We start from the raw sequence: 20241 nt of genomic DNA, 5'->3' as shown, positions 1-20241 counted from the left end.
GGCGCTTCTCGCCATGCTGCCCGAGCATCTGCTGCTCGGGGGGATGGTTCTGCTGCTCATCGTGACCCTGATCTCAGGGGCCCGTGGACTCGCGCTCCCGATTGCGCTGCTATCGGTGGGGGCCTCGGCCGTCGCCGCCTTCTGGTTGGCTGGCACGGGGTTCACGGCACAACCGTTCCCGGGACAGTTTTCCGTCTCCCCAGGCATTCTGATCACCAAGGGCGCACTCATTGCGCTGGCGTTGCCCGTGTTGTTGATGTCTCGAACCGACTTCAGTACGGCGGAGCGCGGGGAGATCGAGTTCCCACTGCTGCTTGTGTCATCGCTGTACGGCATGAGTTTGCTGCCGTCGGCCGATAGCGCGCTGGTGCTGTTCCTCGGGTTGGAGATGATGTCCATTCCGGTGTATGCGCTCATTGTGCTGGCCTTCCGGCGGCCACAGGCGGCGGAGTCGGCGCTCAAGTACCTGGTGTTGAGCGGCGCCGCTTCGGCCACGTTCCTGATGGGCCTCTCGTTGATCTATGGCACCACGGGCTCCATGGGCATCGAGGCGTTTGCCCAGGCACTCGCGGCATCCGATCTCCTGTCGCGCACCGCAGTCGTGCTCGTCCTGCTGGCACTGTTCCTCAAGGCGGCCGTTGTCCCGTTTCATGCGTGGGCCCCCGACACGTACGAAGGGGCCAGCGTTCCCGTCACGGCTTACATGGCCACCTTGTCCAAGGCGGCGGCTCTCATGGTGGCCGTCCGCCTGTTCTCAGGGGTTACGGTGAGTGGGCCTCTGGTGGAGCTGCTGGCCGTGCTGCCACTGGTCTCCATCGTGTGGGGCAATATCGCGGCCATCCGACAGGGCAGCCTGCGTCGCATGATCGCATACTCCTCCATCGCCCATGCTGGCTATCTGTTCTATGCGTTCCTGGGCAATGCCGATGGACGTCTGGAGGCGGTCACGTTCTACCTCGTAGTGTATTCCGCCGCGAACCTGTTGGCGTTTGCGGCCCTGCCGGCGCACCCCGATGATGCGGTTCGTGATCGGATGGAGACGTTGGATGGGCTCTTCCATCGGGATCCGTTTGCGGCATCGCTGATCGCGATTGCGATGTTGTCGCTCGCCGGATTGCCTCCATTCCCTGGTTTCACCGCCAAGTTCCTGATCTTCCGGAACGTCATGGCGGCTGGTTACAACACGTATGCCGTGTTGGGTCTCGTGGGCAGCTTCCTGGGGCTCTACTTCTATCTCCGCGTGGTACAGCGGATGTTCATGAACAACAGCACGGTCACGGCACACACCTCGCCCGGCATGGCCTTGGCCCGCGTTGGCGGTGTGATATGCCTTCTGGCCACCGCCGTCCTGACGATCGCGCCCGGCTGGGTGCTGGCTCGTATCTGACCGCTCTCTCCGCCTCGCGGCGGAGCGAATGCGGCCACCCTTCTTTCACTGTCCCCGGGGCATCCCGTGACTGTTCCTCCGCTCACCAAGCGCGGCGCTGCGCTGCTCAACGATCCCGAACTCAACAAAGGCACTGCCTTTACCGAGGCCGAACGAACGGCACTGGGGCTGCGTGGCTTGCTGCCACCGCGGGTGATGACGCAGGACGAGCAGCTGGAGCGCATTCTGCCGGGCGTGCGTTCGCGTCCGACGCCGCTCGATCAGTACTCGTATCTGGTGGGACTGCACGACCGGAACGTGACGTTGTTCTATCGTCTGGTCATGGATCATCTCGAGGAGATGATGCCCATTCTCTACACGCCCACGGTTGGGCAGGCGTGCCAGGAGTTCGGGCGGATATTCCGCCGCAGCCGCGGGCTGTTCGTCACGGCGGACGATGCCGGACGCGTGCGTGACGTATTGGCCAACTGGCCGCACAACGATGTCCGCATGATCGTGGTCACGGATGGTGAACGGATTCTCGGGCTTGGCGATCTCGGTGCCAATGGCATGGGCATTCCCATCGGGAAGCTCACCCTGTATACCGCATGTGCCGGCGTTGACCCACGGCAGTGTCTGCCTATCACCATTGATGTGGGCACGGACAATACGCAGTTGCGCGAGAGTTCGTCGTACATGGGGCTGCGTCAGCCGCGGCTCCGTGGGCCCGCATACGACGCGCTGCTCGATGAGTTCGTGGAGGCCCTCCAGGAACGCTTCCCGCAGGTTTGCCTGCAATTCGAAGACTTCGGGAACCACAATGCCTTCACGCTGCTCGAGAAGTGGCGAGATCGCATCTGTACCTTCAACGACGATATTCAAGGCACTGCCTCGGTAACGCTGGCTGGCTTGTACTCGGCCGCGCGTATCTCCGGTACGGCATTCAAGGATATGCGCCTGTTGTTTCTTGGCGCCGGTGAAGCCGGGATCGGCATTGGCGATCTCGTGGTATCCGCGATGGTGGAAGAAGGCGTGCCGCTTGAGGAAGCCCGGGCCCGCTGCTGGTTTGTGGATTCCAAGGGGTTGGTGGTCAAATCCCGGACCGACCTGGCGTCGCACAAGCAGCCGTATGCGCACGATCACCCCCCGATGGCCACGTTGCTGGAGGCGGTGGAATCACTCAAGCCACACGCCATTATCGGGGTATCGGGCACACCAGGGACGTTCACGGCGCCGGTGCTGGCCGCAATGGCGCGTCACAATGCCCGCCCGATTGTCATGGCGCTGTCCAACCCCACGTCCAAGGCGGAGTGTACGGCCCGCGAGGCCTACGCGAGCACCGACGGCCGGGCCATCTTTGCCAGTGGCAGTCCCTTTGCCCCGGTCACTCACAAGGGGCGCACGCACGTGCCGGGGCAGGGAAACAATGCCTACATCTTCCCTGGGGTTGGCCTCGGTGTCATCGTGGCCGACGCATCCCGCGTGACGGATGAGATGTTTGCGGCCGCGGCGCGCACGTTGGCCAATATGGTCACCGAAGATGACCTCGCCATGGGGCGCATTTTTCCAAGCCTGTCCCGTATTCGCGACGTCTCGCGGGCAATTGCCACGGAAGTCGCGTGGATTGCCTACAATCGCGGACTGGCGAGGGCGCCCAAGCCAGAGAGCATGGACGATGCCGTGGCCGCGGCGATGTACGAGCCGGTGTATCCGTCGTTTCTGAACTGACCTTGGGGGAGATCTCCAGGCGCATCGAACGTGCATGGACCAGCCGCCTTTGTCATGCGGTTGCCATGCTTCGGGTCATGCCGTTGTCCCGGTGACTGTTGGTTTCTTGCCGAGTCGCAAGCTGTCGAGTGTTTCCGGGTCGTTGACGTTGACGAAACACTCGCGCAGCTCCGGCATGTTCACTTGTACGGCGCCAATCGCTTCAAGAAATCCGTAGGCGGAGCGCCGGCCAGTGGCCAAGTAGTCCGTGAGTTTTTCAAGACCGTCGGCTCTGACCAGCGCACACAAATACTGTTCCCGGCTTCCGTCAAACGGATACGCCGCTCCTGAAGTCCCTACCTGTTCACGCAGGCGATCAAGAACTCGGCCGTCCATGTAGGGCATGTCCCCGGGACAGACAAACACCCACGGCGTTGATACCTGCGTCAACGCCGACTGAAGGCCACCGAGTGGGCCGAGTCCGGGACGTACATCAGTCACGACCGGATAGCCGAGGGCCGCGTAGTGCTGCAGATCGTCATTCGCACTGATGACTATGCCCCCAACATGGCTGGCCAATGCGACCAGCAGCCAGGACACCAGTGGTTGACCATGCAGATCCAGTAAGGCCTTCTGCACGCCACCCAGCCGTCGCGCCTCCCCGCCGCACAGGATGAGCGCCGTGATGTCGTGGGGGAGAATCATGACGGCATGTCAGTCGTGTCCGACCGGCCGCAGGAGTTCCGCCGCCTTGAGCACGAGCGGATGCAGCGGGACTTCGGTTGGCATGAGCCCGCCCGCCACGACCAGCAAATCCTTGCGCATGGCGGGTGGCCAGAACTTCACCAGATGTTCGTGCACCCCTTCAATCGCGTCAGCCTCCGGGTACACCGAGAAAAAGACGGCGATCTGGTTGGCCATCCGAACAAGGTCATCACCCTGCATGGTCGGTGGAAGTTGAAGTGGAGGAGGGGAAGCGGACCACCGCCGGAGGCGCATTGCGCTGTGGCCATAATGCCGCCAGCGGGAGGTTCAGCGTATCGGCCCACTGCAGCGCCATGGAGGTGGGCGCTCCTATCGTCGCCAGCAGCTGGGTATTCGCGGTCATCGCCTTGTATACCAGTTCATAGCTGCAACGACTGGTGAGTACCAGGAAGCCCGGTTCGCGCAACATATCTTCCGCGGCCAACGCCCCGATGATCTTGTCCAATGCGTTGTGCCGTCCAACATCCTCGCGAACCACATGTACGGTACCATCACGGTGGCACCACGCGGCGGCGTGAACGGAATGCGTGACGGCGTTGAGCGGCTGATTGGACGACAGCGCAATCATGGCAGCACGGATTGCCTCATCCGTAACCGGTACGCAGGTGCGGTCACCACTGGCGTGTCTGTGCTGCAACTGCGCCAACGTTTCCAGGCCACACAGGCCGCAGCCACTGTTGCCAAGCATGGAACGGGCACCCACTCGCTCGGGGCGTATGGCCTCCTGCGGTACCGAGACGTTCACCGTGTACTCCTGCAGGAACCCGGAGACGTCCACCGATGTGATGCAGTCGGCATCGTCGATGATCTGTTCCGTGAGGAGCACACCCCGGGCCAGATCCTCGAGCTGGATGGGGGACGCCAGCAACACGGTAAACGGTGCGTTGTTGATGCTGATTTGCACCGGTACTTCCACTGCCACGTTCCAGTGGTCACCATTCACCCGCCCATCCGGTGACGCCGCCTGAATGGGGACCACGACTGCCCCCCGCTCCTCCGACCGCAAAGCCTCAGTCAAAGGGGCGGACCTCGACAGCCGTGACTTTGTACTCCGGGCAATTGGTTGCCCAATCGGAATATTCGGTAGTTACCACGTTTGCCGCCGCTTCCGGATGATGAAAGGTGGTGTATACCACGCCTTCGGGAAGCTTGTCGCTGACATGCGCGTGCAACGTGATGGTCCCCTTTCGGCTGGAGAGCAGGACCACGTCACCATCGGCAATCCCGCGGACCTCGGCATCATGCGCGTGAATCTCCAGAACATCCTCCGGATGCCACACCGTATTGGCGGTGCGACGCGTTTCCGTACCGACGTTGTACTGAGACAGAATGCGTCCGGTGGTCAGCAAGAGCGGAAACTTTCGCGTCGAACGCTCGTCGGTGGGGACATACTGGGTAATGAGAAACCGCCCGCGACCGCGGACAAACTCCTGCTCGTGCATGATGCGCGTTCCCGCAGGACGTTGCTCGGTGCAGGGCCACTGGACACTTCCCACACGATCCAGATGCTCGAACGAGACGCCGGCGAATGTCGGCGTGAGCGACGCGATCTCGTCCATGATCTGTGACGCACTGGAATAGTGCATGGGGTAGCCCATGGCAGTGGCCAGTCGACAGACCGCTTCCCACTCTGGTAATCCGGTACGTGGAGGCATGGCCGGGCGAACCCGATTGATGCGACGTTCGGCGTTAGTGAAGGTCCCATCCTTCTCAAGAAAGGCCGTGCCCGGAAGAAAGATGTGGGCATACTTGGCGGTCTCATTCAGAAAGAGGTCCTGCACCACGACACATTCCATGGCGCTCAACGCAGCGGTGACATGGAGGGTGTTGGGATCGGACTGCGCGAGATCCTCCCCTTGAATGAACATGCCACGAAACTGTCCGGTAATGGCCGAGGCCAGCATGTTGGGGATTCGCATCCCCGGTTCCGGGTCCAGGGGCACATTCCAGGCCTGTTCGAACTGTGCGCGGGTGGTGTCGTCGGAAATGTGCCGGTATCCAGGCAACTCGTGCGGGAACGAGCCCATGTCGCAGGATCCCTGCACGTTGTTCTGTCCGCGCAGTGGATTCACCCCAGTGCCTTCCCGACCAATCTGACCGGCCACCATGGCGAGATTGGCAATACCCAGCACCATCGTGCTCCCCTGACTGTGCTCGGTAACGCCAAGGCCATAGTAGATGGCGGCGTTTCCACCGGTTGCATACAGCCGCGCTGCGTCGCGGACCTGCTGCGCGGGGACACCGGTAAAGACCTCGGTGGCTTCCGGTGACTGTGCCGGTTCCGCAATGAATGCCTTCCACTGGGCAAAGGAGCGCGCATCGCAGCGATCACTCACGAAGGCCTCGTTCACCAGCTGCTCGGTCACGATGACATGCGCCAGCGCATTGATGACTGCCACGTTCGTGCCGGGACGAAGCTGCAGGTGATATGCGGCCGACACATGCGGCGATCGGACCAGGTCGATACGCCGGGGATCAAGCACGATGAGTTTCGCCCCCTGCCGGAGGCGTCGCTTCATGCGGGCACCAAAGACGGGATGCGCATCGGTGGGATTGGCACCGATGACCATGATGACGTCGGCGTGTTCAACCGACTTGAAGTCCTGAGTGCCAGCGGCCGTGCCAAAGGTTTGCTTGAGACCATACCCCGTTGGGGAATGACAGACGCGGGCACAGGTATCGATGTTGTTGTTCTGAAACGCCGCGCGGATCATCTTCTGCACCACATACACTTCTTCGTTCGTGCATCGCGACGATGAAACACCCCCAATGGCGTCCCGGCCATGTCGGCGCTGGATGGAGCTGAACCGACTGGCGGCGAACTCAATGGCTTCATCCCAGCTCACTTCCCGCCACGCATCGGAAATGTGCTCGCGAATCATGGGTGAGAGCACACGGTCGCTATGCGTTGCATACCCCCAGGCAAAGCGCCCTTTCACGCACGAGTGCCCCTCGTTGGCTCCGCCGGTGCTGTCCGGCACCATGCGCACCACGTCATTGCCCTTCAGCTGCGCCTCAAACGAACAGCCCACGCCGCAATAGGCACAAGTCGTTTGCACCGTGCGATCTGGCTGGCCCGCATCGATGACCGTTTTTTCAATGAGGGTTGCCGTGGGACAGGCCTGCACGCAGGCGCCGCAGGACACGCATTCCGACGCCAGAAAGCCTTCGTCCATGCCGGCACTGACCTTCGACGCAAAGCCCCGGTCGGTGATGCTCAGCGCGAAAGTCCCCTGAATTTCGTCGCAGGCACGAACACAGCGCGAGCAGACAATGCACTTGGCCGGATCGAAGGTGAAATACGGGTTGCTCTCGTCTTTGCTGGCCGTGAGATGATTGCTGCCGTCGTAGCCGTATCGCACTTCCCGCAGTCCGACGGCGCCGGCCATATCCTGCAACTCGCAGTCGCCATTTGCCGCGCAGGTGAGGCAGTCGAGGGGATGGTCGGAGATGTAGAGCTCCATGACATTGCGCCGCACCCGCGCCACCTGCGGGGTCTGGGTGCGCACCGTCATCCCAGGTTCCACCGGTGTCGTACACGAGGCCGGAAGGCCTCGGCGACCGGCAATATCCACCACGCACAAGCGACAGGAGCCAAAGGCTTTGAGCGAATCGGTGGCACAGAGCGTGGCGATCTTCACACCGACGGTTCGGGCCGCCTGCATGACTGACGTGCCCGGTGCGACAGCCACCTCGATTCCGTCGATAGTCAGGTGCACCAGACTGGCATCTGGCGCATGACGGTCTGCTGGTCGGTCGATCATCCTTCAGCCCCGGTAGACGTGCGTGATGGCGAGGAGAGCAATGCGGACGGGAAGTGCTTCATCACACTGCGTACCGGCATCGGTGTCAGTCCCCCCATGGCACAGAGTGACCCCAGCTCCATGGTTTCACAGAGTTCCTCCAGCAACTCCCACTGCGCTCGTGGCGATTCCCCGCGTCGAAGCCGTGTAATGACCTCCACCCCGCGGGTCGATCCAATACGACACGGCGTGCATTTGCCGCAGGACTCGTGTGCACAAAACTCCATGGCGAACTGCGCCTGTTCAGCCATATCGACAGTGTCATCGAAGACGACGATCCCCCCGTGACCGAGCATGGCGCCGAGTTCGGCGAGGTGCTCATAGGTGAGGGGCGTGTCCCATTGCGTGCGCGGGAGATACGCACCGAGCGGTCCGCCCACCTGTACGGCGTGCATGGGGCGGCCGCTCAGGGTCCCGCCGCCCACATCGTCGAGGAGGGTGCGAAGCGACACCCCAAAGGGGAATTCCACCAGTCCACCACGGGCAACGTTGCCGCCAAGTTGAAACGGCATGGTGCCTGTGGAGCGCCCGTGGCCGAGCGCCGCATACTCGCGTCCGGTCATGGCCACTACATCGCTGACCGCCGCCAGGGTGAGCACGTTGTTGATGACGGTGGGACAGCCAAAGAGTCCGGACAGGGCAGGGAGGGGCGGCTTGGCCCGAACCACTCCCCGCTTCCCCTCCAGACTTTCCAGGAGCGCCGTTTCCTCTCCGCAGATGTACGCACCGGCACCGGTACGCAGCGCGATGTCGAAATGATGCGCACTGTCCAGTACGGAGGGCCCCAGCAGTCCCGCCTCGTACGCCACGTCCAGCGCACGTTCGAACGTGCGAATAGCCAGCGGGTACTCCGAGCGGAGATAGACAATCCCACGGCTGGCCCCTACCGCGAGCCCGGCAATGATCATCCCTTCAATGAGTTGAAAGGGATCGGACTCAATGAGCAGTCGATCCGCAAAAGTACCGGAGTCGCCTTCGTCGGCGTTGCAGACTACGTACTTGGTGGCGCCCGGAGCCTGCCGCACGGTATTCCATTTGATGCCAGCGGGAAATGCCGCTCCGCCTCGGCCACGCAAGCCAGAGCTGGTGACATCGTGCACGATGAGCTCTCGGCTCAAGGACAGCGCGCGGGTAAGGCCCACCAGCCCACCAAGCGCGCGGTAGTCGGAGAGCGAGAGTGGATCGATGATCCCCGCGCGGCGGAACGTGAGCCGGTGCTGCTGCGCAAACCAGGGATGATCCGCCACGATGCCAATGCACCGCTCATGATCTGGCGAGGGTACCCCGCCGGCGAAGAGACCGGGAATATCCTCCGGCTGCACATTGGCAAAGCCATATCGCCCATTCGGTGCATCGACTTCAATGAGGGGCTCCAGCCATGCGGCGCCCCGTGAGCCGGTTCGTACTACGGTGACGGGGATATCCTGGAGTGCGCAGTGGGCCGCGATTGCCGAGGCCACTTCATTGGCACGAACGGAGCAGGCACTGGTGTCGCCCGGGACGAAGATCCTTGTGGGCGCGTTCACAGTGTCCGTTCCTGGCGTGCCGCTCGGAGCAGGGCATCGAAACGGGGGGGAGACACGCGGCCATGAATGTCATCCCCAATGCGCACCGACGGACCGAGCGCACAGTTGCCGAAGCAATACGCCGCTTCGAGATGTACGCGCCCGTCGGGGGTGGATTGTCCCATGCTCACCCCCAACGCGCTGGTGGCATGGGCCGCGAGCTGTCGGCATCCGACCGCCTGACACGCTTCCGCCATGCATATCTGGACCACCACATCCCCGACGGGTTCCTCCCGCAGGTCGTGGTAGAATGTGACCACGCCATACACCTCGGCACGCGAGAGATTGAATGCGTGCGCGATGAGCCGAATGGCCGGTTGGGAAACGAATCCGAACCGCGCCTGCACCTGCTGCAACAGGGGAAGCAGATGCTCGGCGTCGGTTGGCGTGCCCGCGAGCAGGGCCTTGAGAGCCTCAAGCTCCTGCTCGGCGGGTTCCGCTGGACTACGGGACATGCGTTCTCCGGGCGGGGCCGGTTGCGCGTCGTACTACCGGAAGCGCTCCATGAGTTTGTCGAGCGCCGACGATCCGGGGCACAGCTTTTCGTACGGCACATCCACCAGCGGGCTGGCCGGCGTGCGGAGATAGTCGTGCATCTCCTTGCCGTTTTCGTCGACGAACAGCAATCCGGTGGCAATTTCACCACGAGCCTGGCAGGCCCGCACATGCGAGTATGCCGATTCCCGGTTCGTTGGATCGTAGTCGCCGGCGGTTGCCCGCAACCGGACCGACGCACCATCATGCATGACCACCGTGCGGACCTCCTCGTCGGTCTCGGCCACCGTGATTTCGCGCTGTAGCGGTACGAAGTCGGCATGAACCGCTTCCACTTCGTGCTCGCGCGTGAACGCATAGCTCTTGGTGGAGCCTTCGTGGTCGTTGAAGCTCACGCAGGGGGAAATGACATCGATGATGGCAAAACCCTTGTGTGACAGGCCGGCCTTGATGATCGGCACCAGCTGTTTCTTGTCGCCCGAGAATGACCGGGCGACAAAGGTGGCGCCCAGCGTCAGCGCCAGCAGCACCGGATCAATGGGGGACTGCTCGTTGGCTTCGCCCTTCTTGGACATCGACCCGATATCGGCCGACGCCGAGAACTGTCCCTTGGTCAGTCCGTAGACGCCGTTGTTCTCCAGCATGTACAGCATATTCACGTTGCGCCGGATGGCGTGGGAGAGCTGTCCCAACCCGATGGAGAGCGAGTCTCCGTCTCCCGACACACCAATGTAGGTGAGCGCCCGATTGGCGGCGGCGGCTCCTGACGTGACCGACGGCATACGGCCGTGCACGGAGTTGAAACCGTGCGACTGCTTCATGAAATACGCAGTGGTCTTCGACGAGCAGCCAATGCCGCTCATTTTCCCCACGCGGTGCGGCTCGAGGTCGAGCTCCCACCCGGCCTGCACGATGGCGGCCGTCACCGAGTCATGGCCACACCCGGCACAGAGCGTGGACATCGCGCCTTCATAGTCACGAATGGTGAGCCCAAGCCCGTTGGTGCGTGAGCTCGGATGCCGGACGGGCGGTTTGGCAATGGAGGTCATGCGGATACCTGAGCGTGGCGGGTGACATGTGCGGATACCGCGTCTACGACCACTTTGGCCGTGAGTGGCATGCCGGCGTAATCGAGGATGGCGACCATGGCGTCGCGCGGGATCCCCAGTTCAATGGCCAGCAAGGCACGAAGTTGTGCATCCCGGTTCTGCTCGATCACGAAGTTCGTGTCATGCTGATCAAAGAACGCTTTGACGTCGGCGCCGAAAGGGAAACCGCGGACGCGCATGATGTCGACCACGATGCCCTTGGCCCGCAGCAGATCGGCGGCCTCGCGGACGGCCGCATCGCAGCCGCCAATGGTCACCAGCCCGATGTCTGCGCCCGCCTGCCGCGTGAAGACCGGCGCAGGAACGGCCGTTGCGGCATGTTCGAATTTCCGCTTCAGGCGATCCACCAGTTCCTGATACGCGTCGGAATCTTCGGTGTAGGCGGCATGCTTGTCGTGGCCGGAGCCACGCACGAAGTACGCGCCTTTGCCGCCGACGCCCGGGAGCGTACGCGCGGCAATACCGTCGCCATCCACATCCAGATACCGCGAGAATTTCTGGATCTTTTCGAGCGCCGCCGCATCGAGCACCTTGCCGCGGTCAGGACGGTAGCTGTCGTCCCAGCTGAAGCGCTTCACCATCCAGTCATTCATGCCGATATCGAGATCGGTTGCCACGAAGACCGGCGTCTGAAAGCGCTCGGCCAGGTCGAACGACTGCACGGCCATCTCGAAGGCTTCGCCGGGATTGGCCGGAAAGAGCACGATATGCTTGGTGTCTCCGTGCGACGCATACGCCAACGACATGAGGTCGGCCTGCTGGGTACGGGTTGGCATACCGGTGGCCGGTCCGCAGCGCTGCACATCGAAGAAGACCGCCGGGATGTCGGTGTAATACGCCAGCCCGATGAACTCCTGCATGAGCGAGATGCCGGGGCCTGAGGTGTTGGTGAACGACCGTGCCCCCGCCCAGCCAGCGCCGATGACGATACCGGCCGCGGCCAGCTCGTCTTCGGCCTGCAGAATGGCGTAGTTGTGCTCGCCCGTTTCCTTGTCGATGCGATACCGCTCGCAGAACGCCTTGAACTGCTCCATGAGCGCTGTCGCAGGGGTAATGGGATACCACGCGCCAACCGTGGCCCCAGCATACACCGCGCCCAACGCACACGCCGTATTGCCGTCAATCAGGATGGAGTCACCGGTGGCATCCATCTTCTCGAGATGGAAGGGCAGGGGGCAGGCAAAGTTGGCCTTGGCGTAGTCGTATCCGAGCTTGATGGCCTTGTGGTTCGAATCGAGCAGCTTGGGCTTCTTGCCATACTTCTCGGCGAGCATGGCGCCAACGACTTCCATGTCGATGCTGAGCAGTGCGGCGAGCGCTCCGGCATACACGATGTTCCGCAGGAGCGTGCGATCGCGGTCGCCCTGAAAGTTCTCAACACACAACCGGCCAAACGGGATGCCAAGGATGGTGATGCCTTCGCGCACGAGGTCGGGCTCAAGCGGCCACGAGGAGTCGTACACCAGAAAACCGCCGGGACGTACCGTGGCCACATCCTTGGCGTAGGTCGCCGGATTGAGCGCCACGACCAGGTCCACTTCGCTCGGACGGGCGGTGTAGCCATCCTTGCTGACGCGGATCTCGTACCACGTGGGCAGTCCCTGAATGTTGGACGGGAAGATATTCTTGCCCGTGACAGGAATGCCCATGCGGAAAATGGCCTGCATGAGTAATCCGTTGGCACTGGCCGAGCCAGTGCCGTTTACGGTGCCGATCTTGAAGGAAAAATCGTTGATGCTGCTCATATGCTGGCCACCCCGGCGAGCATGCCCGCCATTGGCTTCTTGAGGTCAAAGAGGCGCATGTCCCACGCCGCGGTGGGGCAGCGTTCGGCACAGAGGCCACAATGCAGGCAGACGTCTTCGTCTTTCACCATGATGCGCTTGGTCTGCGGCAGCGCGTCCGACACATAGATGTCCTGCGACAGATTCAGCGCCGGCGCGGACAGGCGTGTGCGCAGTTCGTCGATGGGCGTGCCGTTCGTGGTAATCGTGAGGCAGTTGGTGGGGCAGATATCCACGCAGGCATCACACTCGATGCAGCTTGATGCGGTGAAGTGCGTCTGGATGTCGCAGTTGAGACAACGCCCCACTTCGGTGGCTACCTGTTCTGCCGTGAACCCCAGCTCCACTTCGGTATCAAGATCCTTGAAGCGCTTGGTGAGCTCTTCATGCTGCATCTTGGCGCGTTTGGCGCTCTCGTAATCGTTGTCGTACGCCCACGAGTGCATCCCCATCTTGGCGCTGACCAGCGTCATGCCCTGGGGCGGACGGTCGGTCACCACATCGCGCTGCTGGCAGGCGAGGTCGATGGAAATGGCAGCGGCGTGGCCATGTGCGACCGCCCAGATGATGTTCTCCGGGCCCCACGCCGCATCACCCCCAAAAAAGACCTTGGGATGCGTGCTCTGATGCGTGGTCTTGTCCACGACCGGCATGCCCTTCTTATCGAACTCCACACCAATGTCACGCTCGATGTACTCAAAGGCGTTGTCCTGCCCGATGGCGAGAATGACCTGATCGCAGGGAATGATGACGGTGCTCAGCACCGTGCTGGACTGCTTGCCGTTGGCGTCTTCGGTCCACTGCAGGACCTCAAACTCCATGCCGACCAGCTTGCCGTTTTCCACCACCATGCGCTTCGGCGCGTGGTTCTCAATGATCTCGACCTGCTCTTCTTCGGCGTCTTCCAGTTCCCATGGCGACGCCTTGAAGAATTTGCGTCCGCGGCGGGCAATCACCTTGACGTCAGTGGCGCCCAGTCGCTTGGAGGTCCGACAGCAGTCCATGGCGGTGTTGCCCACGCCAATGATGATGACGCGCGGCTCCATCTTCTCGATGTGCTTGAAGTGCACATTGGCGAGGAAGTCGATGCCGATGAAGACCTGTTCCGGGGCATCCCAGCGACCGGGAATGTCGAGCTCTTTGCCCTTGGGAGCGCCGGTCCCCACGAAGACCGCGTCGTATCCCTCGTCCAGCAGTCCCTTGAGCGACGTCACCTGGGTGCCATACTGCATGTTGGCGCCGAGGTCGATCACATACGCGCATTCCTCATCGAGGACCTGCGCCGGGAGGCGGAACGACGGAATGTTGATGCGCATCAACCCACCGGGCTGTGCGTTTTTTTCGATGATGGTGACGTCGTAGCCGGCGAGCAGCAGGTCATTGGCGACCGTCAGCGAGGCCGGACCGGCACCGATGAGGGCCACCCGCTTGCCGTTCTTGGTCTCCGGCGCCTTGGGGAGCAACGCCGTAATGTCGTCGCGGTGGTCGGCCGCCACGCGCTTGAGGCGGCAGATGGCGACAGGCTTCTCCTCCACGCGGCCACGGCGGCAGGCCGGCTCACACGGGCGGTCGCAGACGCGTCCCAGGATCCCCGGGAAGACGTTGGACTCGCGATTGAGAAGGTAGCTCTCGGTGTACTTGCCCTGGGCGATCAGGCGGATGTACCCGGGGACGTTGGTATGGGCCGGACATGCCCACTGGCAATCCACGACCCGGTGGTAGTATTGCGGGTCGGAGACGTTGGTCGCTGCCATGATGCGGTGCTCCTGGGGAGGGATTTGCTGGCAATCGCTAGGTTGTATTCGGGACCGCCCAAGGGCAAGAAGGGAATGCCCGTATCTCGCAGTTTTTTTGGAGTTGGGCGCGGAATCCAGCCCCGAAGGTCCAGCCCGACGCTGCCAAGGACGATGCCGGGCGGTATCCTAGGGCAGTTCCGAGGGCCAGTGCGCTGGAATTCCCAGAGCTCCCTGAGCCGTCCGGTCACCTTTCGGTCGCGAGTGTCCCGCTGATGTCCGGCCCCCTTGATGTGATCATCGTCGGCGCAGGAGGGATGGGGAGCGCCGCCGCTTATCATCTGTCTGCACGTGGACTCCGGGTGCTGGTACTGGAGCAGTTCGAGCCCGGTCATACCTGGGGCTCTTCCCATGGACTCACCCGCATCATCCGTCTGGCCTATTTCGAACACCCGTCGTACGTGCCCTTGTTACGTCGGGCATTTGCTCTGTGGCGCGATCTTCAGCAGGGGCTCGGTGAGCCGCTGTTGCATGTGACGGGCGGGCTCGACGTTGGTTGGGCTGGCAGTGAGGTGTTTGAGGGCTCGCTCCGAAGCTGCCGGGAACATGAGCTCCCTCACGAGCTGCTTGATGCGCGCGCCCTTGCCGCACGGTTTCCAGGGTGGGTGCCGGCAGAGAATACCCTTGCGGTCTACCAGCCCGACGCGGGTTTTCTCACGCCCGAGCGATGCATTGCTGCGCATACCGCGCGAGCGGTCGAGGCGGGTGCCACCATTCGCTATCAGGAGAAGGTGCTCGCCATCGAGACCGACAGCACCGGCGTCACGGTGCATACAGACCAAGGGCGGTACAGCGCCGGCCAACTCATTCTTTCTGCTGGTCCATGGATGGCCGACCTCGCGCCCGTGCTTGCCCCGGTACTCTCCCCCGAACGTCAGGTTCTGGGATGGTTCGACATCGCGCAGCCCGCACACTTTGCCCCAGACCGCTTTCCGGTGTTTGTGCTCGATGCCGAGGAAGGACGCTATTACGGGTTCCCCGAGTATGACGTGCCCGGTTTCAAGATCGGCTGCTATCACCACCATGCCGAACGGGTGCACCCCGATACGATGGCGCGTGATGTCACGTCAGCCGATGAAGTCACGCTGCGCCGAGCGGTCGCACGGTACTTCCCGGACGCCAACGGAGCGATGCGCCGCAGTACGACGTGCCTGTTCACCAATACGCCCGACGAACACTTCATCATTGACCGGGCGCCGGGGGAGCCGCACATCCTGCTCGTTTCGCCCTGTTCGGGGCATGGGTTCAAGTTCTGCTCTGTCGTCGGTGAAATTTGTGCGGATCTGATTGCGCACCATCATACGCCGCACGATATCGGCCTGTTCCGCTTGGATCGATTTGCCGGCCGGGAGATGTCCCGCTGATGCGTGCGCTCGGAATGATCGCTCGTCTCGTCGCCCTGATGGCCATGACCCTGATGGCCGTGCCATTGCAGGCGCAGCGTACCGTTGCCTTCACCACGACCGAAGGCACTTGGATGTCGCTTGATGTGGCGCCTGATGGTCGTCAGCTGGTCTTCGAATTGCTCGGAGATCTCTATGCGCTCCCCATGGCTGGAGGTGAGGCTCGCGCCATCCTTTCGGGCAGTGCCTTTCAATCCCAGCCACGCTTCTCCCCCGATGGACGACTGCTGGCGTTCATCAGCGATGCCTCGGGCAGTGACAACGTGTGGGTTGCCTCGGCCGATGGGTCAGGGGCCCGCGCCGTCAGTTCGGTGCCGCGCGCGTTGATGCTGTCTCCAGCCTGGAGTGCGGATGGGCGTTCGATCTTTGTCACGGTGCTCGAGGGAAGATCGGCCGATGTGTGGCGCTATGATCTCGAAACCGGTGGTGGGGCCAAGGTCATTGCGAACGCCAATGGCCCACCAGCGCCGCTCGTGTCGTCGCCTGGCCCCGGCCCCTATGCGGCCCATGCGTCCCGCGACGGGCGGTTCCTCTACTACACCGCCGTCACGCCGCGCCCGTACGGCAGTCGGCTCGGCGCGTCCAGCACGATCATGCGGCGTGATCTGGCCAGTGGCATTGATGAACCACTGGTGCTGCAGGAGCCCACGGCCATGTCACCGGTGCTGTCGCACAATGGGCGGTGGCTCGCGTATGCGGCACAAAGTCGCGGCAAAACCGGTTTGCGCCTGCGCGACCTTGCGGCCGAGACGGAACGTTGGCTGGTGTGGCCACTGGACCGGAATGAACTGGAGTCGCGCGCCTCTCGCGACGTCATGCCGGGGTACGCGTTTACTCCTGACGACAGCGCCGTGGTAATGGCCTTCGGTGGGCACATTCATCGCCTTGATGTGGCCACGGGCGCCGACCGTCTTGTGTCGTTTCGGGCAGCGGTGCGGGCCGAGTTGCCCGAAACGCTGCGCGCAACGCGGCGCATATCTGAAGACTCGGTACGTGGGCGTTTTGCCCAACAGCCTGCCATCGCTGCAAATGGTCAGGTGGCGTATTCAATGTTCGGCACGCTGTATGTCGCTCCGACGGGTACTGCGGCACCGCGTGCGCTGCCCACGGGGCCATCACGAGCGTTCATGCCCGCGTGGTCCCCCGATGGGCAATGGCTGGCGTATGTAACGTGGGGGCCAGCTGGCGGAGCGCTGTACAAGGTACGCGTACGCGGAGGTGCCCCGATGCGCCTGACCACCGACAGCGCGTATTGGATTGACCCCGTCTGGAGCCCGGACGGGAGCGCGCTGTATGCGTTGCGGGCGCCGCTCAGTACGGCACGGGTACAGCCACTGCCGGTACCTACAGACGCCATGGTCATGCGTGTGAGTGCCAATGGCGGCGCGGCGCAGCCCATCATGCGCGCTGCGGGCATGCGTCACCCGCATTTCTCCTCTGATACGTCCCGCCTCTGGTTCAGTGGTCCCGCCGGTCTGGTGTCGTATACGACAGGTGGAAAGGACAGGCAGGCGCACGCGCGCGTGGGTGGACTCGCCGGGCCCGCCGGGTCGCCATTGCTCGCCGATATGCGAATCAGCCCCGATGGACAGTCGGTCGCGTTCCTCGCGGGTGACCGAGTCTGGTCTGCACCGCTTCCGCCACGGAGCAGTGCCGAGGCCGTGGTCATCAACATCGCGTCGGCGCGCGATGAATCGGGGCCAACGGCAACGGCGGTGGCGTGGAGCGGACAGGGGAATACCGTGGCGTGGGTAACCGGTGCCACGCTGCACCAGCGAAATGTACGAGCCACCACCGCTGCCACCTCGCGGTCGTTGCATGTGTCAGTGCCTCGCCGTACCGTGCGGGGCACCACGGTTTTGCGGGGAGCACGCGTTATCACCATGAAGGGGGATGAGATTCTGCCGAACGCGGATCTCGTGGTGATCAACAGTCGTATCGCGGCAATTGGCGCGCGTGGACAGGTCGCCATACCGGCCGCCGCGCGCATCTACGATGTGAGTGGCAAGACCATCATGCCTGGCATTGTGGATATTCACGCCCATTGGCAGTACCGGCGCGAACTGCTGGAGCCGGAGGCGCCGTCGATGTACGCCAATCTGGCCTATGGCGTGACCACAGTGCGTGATCCGCAAACGAGCGCCGACATTTTTGCCTATGCCGATCTCATTGAGGCGCAGGGGCTGGCCAGTCCGCGAGTTTTTTCAACGGGGCCCGGCGTCTTTGCCGAGACGGACTTCCGTTCGCTCGATGACGTACGGCTCACCTTGAAGCGCTACCGGGATGAGTACGGCACCCACCTGATCAAGAGCTACATGGTGGGCAACCGGCAGCAGCGACAGTGGGTGGTGCAGGCCAGTCGGGAGCTGGGGCTACTGCCGACCACCGAGGGCGGGGCCGACACCAAAATGGATCTTACGCACGCGCTCGATGGCTTCTTCGGGAATGAGCATGCGTTCCCCAACGCGCCGTTGCATGACGATGTGGTGCAGCTGATTGCTCGGAGCGGCATGCACTACACGCCCACGCTCATCGTGTCGTTTGGGGCCGCGCTCCCCATCTATCGCCTGCTGGCACAGGAACGGCCCTTCGACGAACCGCGGCTCGCGCGCTTCTTTCCGCGCAGTGAGTTGTATCAGCGCACGGCCACCCGCATGCTGGCCTTTGCCAGCGAAGACTACAACGACCGGGAAACGTCGGCCGGTGCGACCGCCATTCTCAAGGCGGGCGGGCAAGTGGCACTTGGGGGCCACGGAGAAATGCAGGGGCTTCAGGTCCACTGGGAAATGCGACTGTTGGCGCAGGGCGGGATGACCCCCCACGAGGTGCTGCGCGTGGCCACGCTCAACAGCGCGAAGGCCATTGGGCTTGATGCGGACATTGGGAGTCTCGAGGTGGGCAAGCTTGCGGACCTCGTGGTTCTTGATCGTGATCCATTGGCCGACATTCGCAATTCGGTGTCGGTACGCTCGGTGATGAAAGGCGGCGTGCTCTACGACGCGGAATCCCTCGATCAGGTGGCTCCGGTCAAGACCCCGTTGCCCACACCGTGGTGGCACGCCGATGTCCCCACCGCCGGCGGTGCGACGTTCAACGAAGCGGCCATTGACGCCATCGCGCGGGAGGAGACGGAGCGTCAGCGCATCCCGGGGATGGCGGTCGCCATCGTGCGCGGTGACCGCGTACTGATGGCCAAGGGGTATGGTCTCGCCAACATCGAGCAGCAGAAGCCTGTGACGAGTGAAACGATGTTTCTCTCCGGGTCGCTAGGCAAGATGTTCACAGCGGCGGGGATCATGGCGCTGGTAGAGGACGGGCGCGTGGCGCTCGACTCATCGGTGCGAACATATCTGCCTGCCGCGCCCGCCTCGTGGCAGGGCATAAAAATCCGGCATCTCCTGTCGCATACCGGCGGCATTCCGGATTACACCAGCGAGTCACTCGACTACCGGCGCGATGTCACTGAAGCGCAGCTGGCCAGCATGGCCTTTGCACTGACGCCGGAGTTTCCCCCGGGCAGCCGGTGGAACTACTCCAACACCGGCTACGTGCTGCTGGGTATTGTCATGAGCACCGTCACCGGGCGTCCCTACTGGGAATTCCTGCGTACGCGCATCTTTGACCCGGCAGGTATGTCTTCGGTGCGCATCAACACGGAAGCGGAAATCGTGGCGCATCGCGCCTCGGGATACCGCGTGGTCAACGGAAGCTTCGCCCATCAGGAATGGATTTCCCCGTCGTTGAACACCACGGCTGATGGTTCACTGCTCATAAGCTTGCGCGACCTCATCGCCTGGAACGCCGTGGTACGCAACCATCGCGTGCTCTCCGCCGCCAGTTGGGAGCAGATGCTCTCGCCGGTCCGCCTCACCAGCGGGAACCGCCAGGGGTACGGTTTTGGCTGGTTCGTGGAATCGCTCAACGGACAGCGTGTGTTGCAGCACGGGGGGTCGTGGCAGGGATTCCGCACGCAATTGTCCCGCTACGAAGGAAGCGATGTGGCCATCGTTGTGCTTACGAACTCCAACACCAACCTCCCGCCGGTCATTACCGCACGTTTGGCTGGTGCGGTGGATTCTTCCCTGATCAAGGCGCCGCTGCCAACGGTGCCGCTGCCCGATGCCTCGCCGAATGTGACGGCGTATCTCACCACGGTGCTGGCCAAAATCGCCCGTGGCGCACTGGAGCTCGGAGATTTTGAGTTCGTGCGCACCACACTGGTGCCGCGCATGCGGACGGTCTACGCACGCCTTCTGGAGCCCATGGGGGCGCTGCAGGCGCTGGAGCTGTTGGCGACCGGGCAGGAGGGAGACGATCGTACGTTCGTGTATCGGGCGCGCTACACCACGGGCTCGGTACAGGTGAACGTCAGCATCGGGCCTGGCGGGCGAATGACCAATCTGCTGCTCTCTCCCATGCCGTGACGAGAAGCTGCCGAGCGGCCGACGGTG

At 62.9% G+C, this 20241-nt stretch carries 13 protein-coding genes; 4 read left to right on the top strand and 9 right to left on the bottom strand.

The features are described from left to right. Positions 1-13: 13 nt before the first annotated feature. Together GEMMAAP_RS12180 and GEMMAAP_RS12175 are read left to right on the top strand one after the other, a co-directional pair. Entirely contained in the window at positions 14-1387 is a 1374-nt protein-coding gene (locus GEMMAAP_RS12180; RefSeq protein WP_238588128.1) for an NADH-quinone oxidoreductase subunit N, read from the top strand. Positions 1388-1453: 66 nt separating this feature from the next. Continuing rightward, the gene (locus GEMMAAP_RS12175) at positions 1454-3094 is read left to right on the top strand and encodes an NAD-dependent malic enzyme (RefSeq protein ID WP_075071505.1); all 1641 of its coding nucleotides are present in this window, start codon (positions 1454-1456) and stop codon (positions 3092-3094) included. 75 nt (positions 3095-3169) lie between these two features. Here GEMMAAP_RS12175 and mobA read toward each other — a convergent pair whose 3' ends face one another. Genes mobA through GEMMAAP_RS12130 form a run of 9 tightly spaced genes read right to left on the bottom strand, consistent with a single transcriptional unit; the run spans position 3170 to position 14348 of the window. Then, positions 3170-3778: a molybdenum cofactor guanylyltransferase gene (gene mobA, locus GEMMAAP_RS12170; protein WP_053334084.1), complete on the bottom strand. Its 609-nt coding sequence runs from the start codon at positions 3776-3778 to the stop codon at positions 3170-3172. Positions 3779-3787: 9 nt separating this feature from the next. Next, positions 3788-3994 carry a formate dehydrogenase subunit delta gene (locus tag GEMMAAP_RS12165; protein ID WP_202969125.1) on the bottom strand — a complete coding sequence of 69 codons (207 nt, stop codon included), beginning with the start codon at positions 3992-3994 and terminating at the stop codon, positions 3788-3790. A gap of 13 nt (positions 3995-4007) precedes the next feature. After that, a complete protein-coding gene (locus tag GEMMAAP_RS12160; RefSeq protein ID WP_158514845.1) occupies positions 4008-4856 on the bottom strand; it encodes a formate dehydrogenase accessory sulfurtransferase FdhD in 849 nt (282 codons plus the stop codon). Continuing rightward, a complete protein-coding gene (fdhF, locus tag GEMMAAP_RS12155; RefSeq protein ID WP_026849562.1) occupies positions 4849-7602 on the bottom strand; it encodes a formate dehydrogenase subunit alpha in 2754 nt (917 codons plus the stop codon). Before fdhF ends, GEMMAAP_RS12160 begins: the two co-directional genes overlap by 8 nt. After that, the gene (locus GEMMAAP_RS12150; RefSeq protein ID WP_026849563.1) at positions 7599-9167 is read right to left on the bottom strand and encodes a formate dehydrogenase beta subunit; all 1569 of its coding nucleotides are present in this window, start codon (positions 9165-9167) and stop codon (positions 7599-7601) included. Before GEMMAAP_RS12150 ends, fdhF begins: the two co-directional genes overlap by 4 nt. After that, complete coding sequence (locus GEMMAAP_RS12145; RefSeq protein ID WP_043580667.1) at positions 9164-9661, bottom strand: NADH-quinone oxidoreductase subunit NuoE family protein; 498 nt, start codon at positions 9659-9661, stop codon at positions 9164-9166. The genes GEMMAAP_RS12150 and GEMMAAP_RS12145 overlap by 4 nt, the downstream gene beginning before the upstream one ends. Positions 9662-9694: 33 nt before the next feature. Further along, a complete protein-coding gene (locus tag GEMMAAP_RS12140) occupies positions 9695-10750 on the bottom strand; it encodes a 2-oxoacid:ferredoxin oxidoreductase subunit beta (protein ID WP_026849564.1) in 1056 nt (351 codons plus the stop codon). Next, positions 10747-12555, bottom strand: a complete 1809-nt coding sequence (locus GEMMAAP_RS12135; protein ID WP_026849565.1) for a 2-oxoacid:acceptor oxidoreductase subunit alpha — start codon at positions 12553-12555, stop codon at positions 10747-10749. The genes GEMMAAP_RS12140 and GEMMAAP_RS12135 overlap by 4 nt, the downstream gene beginning before the upstream one ends. Continuing rightward, entirely contained in the window at positions 12552-14348 is a 1797-nt protein-coding gene (locus GEMMAAP_RS12130; RefSeq protein ID WP_026849566.1) for an FAD-dependent oxidoreductase, read from the bottom strand. Before GEMMAAP_RS12130 ends, GEMMAAP_RS12135 begins: the two co-directional genes overlap by 4 nt. A gap of 254 nt (positions 14349-14602) precedes the next feature. Between GEMMAAP_RS12130 and solA the strand changes: the two genes are divergently transcribed. Beyond that, positions 14603-15751, top strand: coding sequence for an N-methyl-L-tryptophan oxidase (gene solA, locus GEMMAAP_RS12125; RefSeq protein ID WP_026849567.1), 1149 nt, complete (start codon positions 14603-14605; stop codon positions 15749-15751). Positions 15752-15765: 14 nt separating this feature from the next. Next, on the top strand, positions 15766-20214 hold the full coding sequence (locus GEMMAAP_RS12120; protein WP_158514844.1) for a serine hydrolase: 4449 nt from the start codon (positions 15766-15768) through the stop codon (positions 20212-20214). The last annotated feature ends 27 nt before the right edge of the window (positions 20215-20241 follow it).

Source organism: Gemmatimonas phototrophica (genome assembly GCF_000695095.2).
Taxonomy (GTDB): domain Bacteria; phylum Gemmatimonadota; class Gemmatimonadetes; order Gemmatimonadales; family Gemmatimonadaceae; genus Gemmatimonas; species Gemmatimonas phototrophica.
This window is presented reverse-complemented; position numbering and strand designations above follow the sequence as displayed.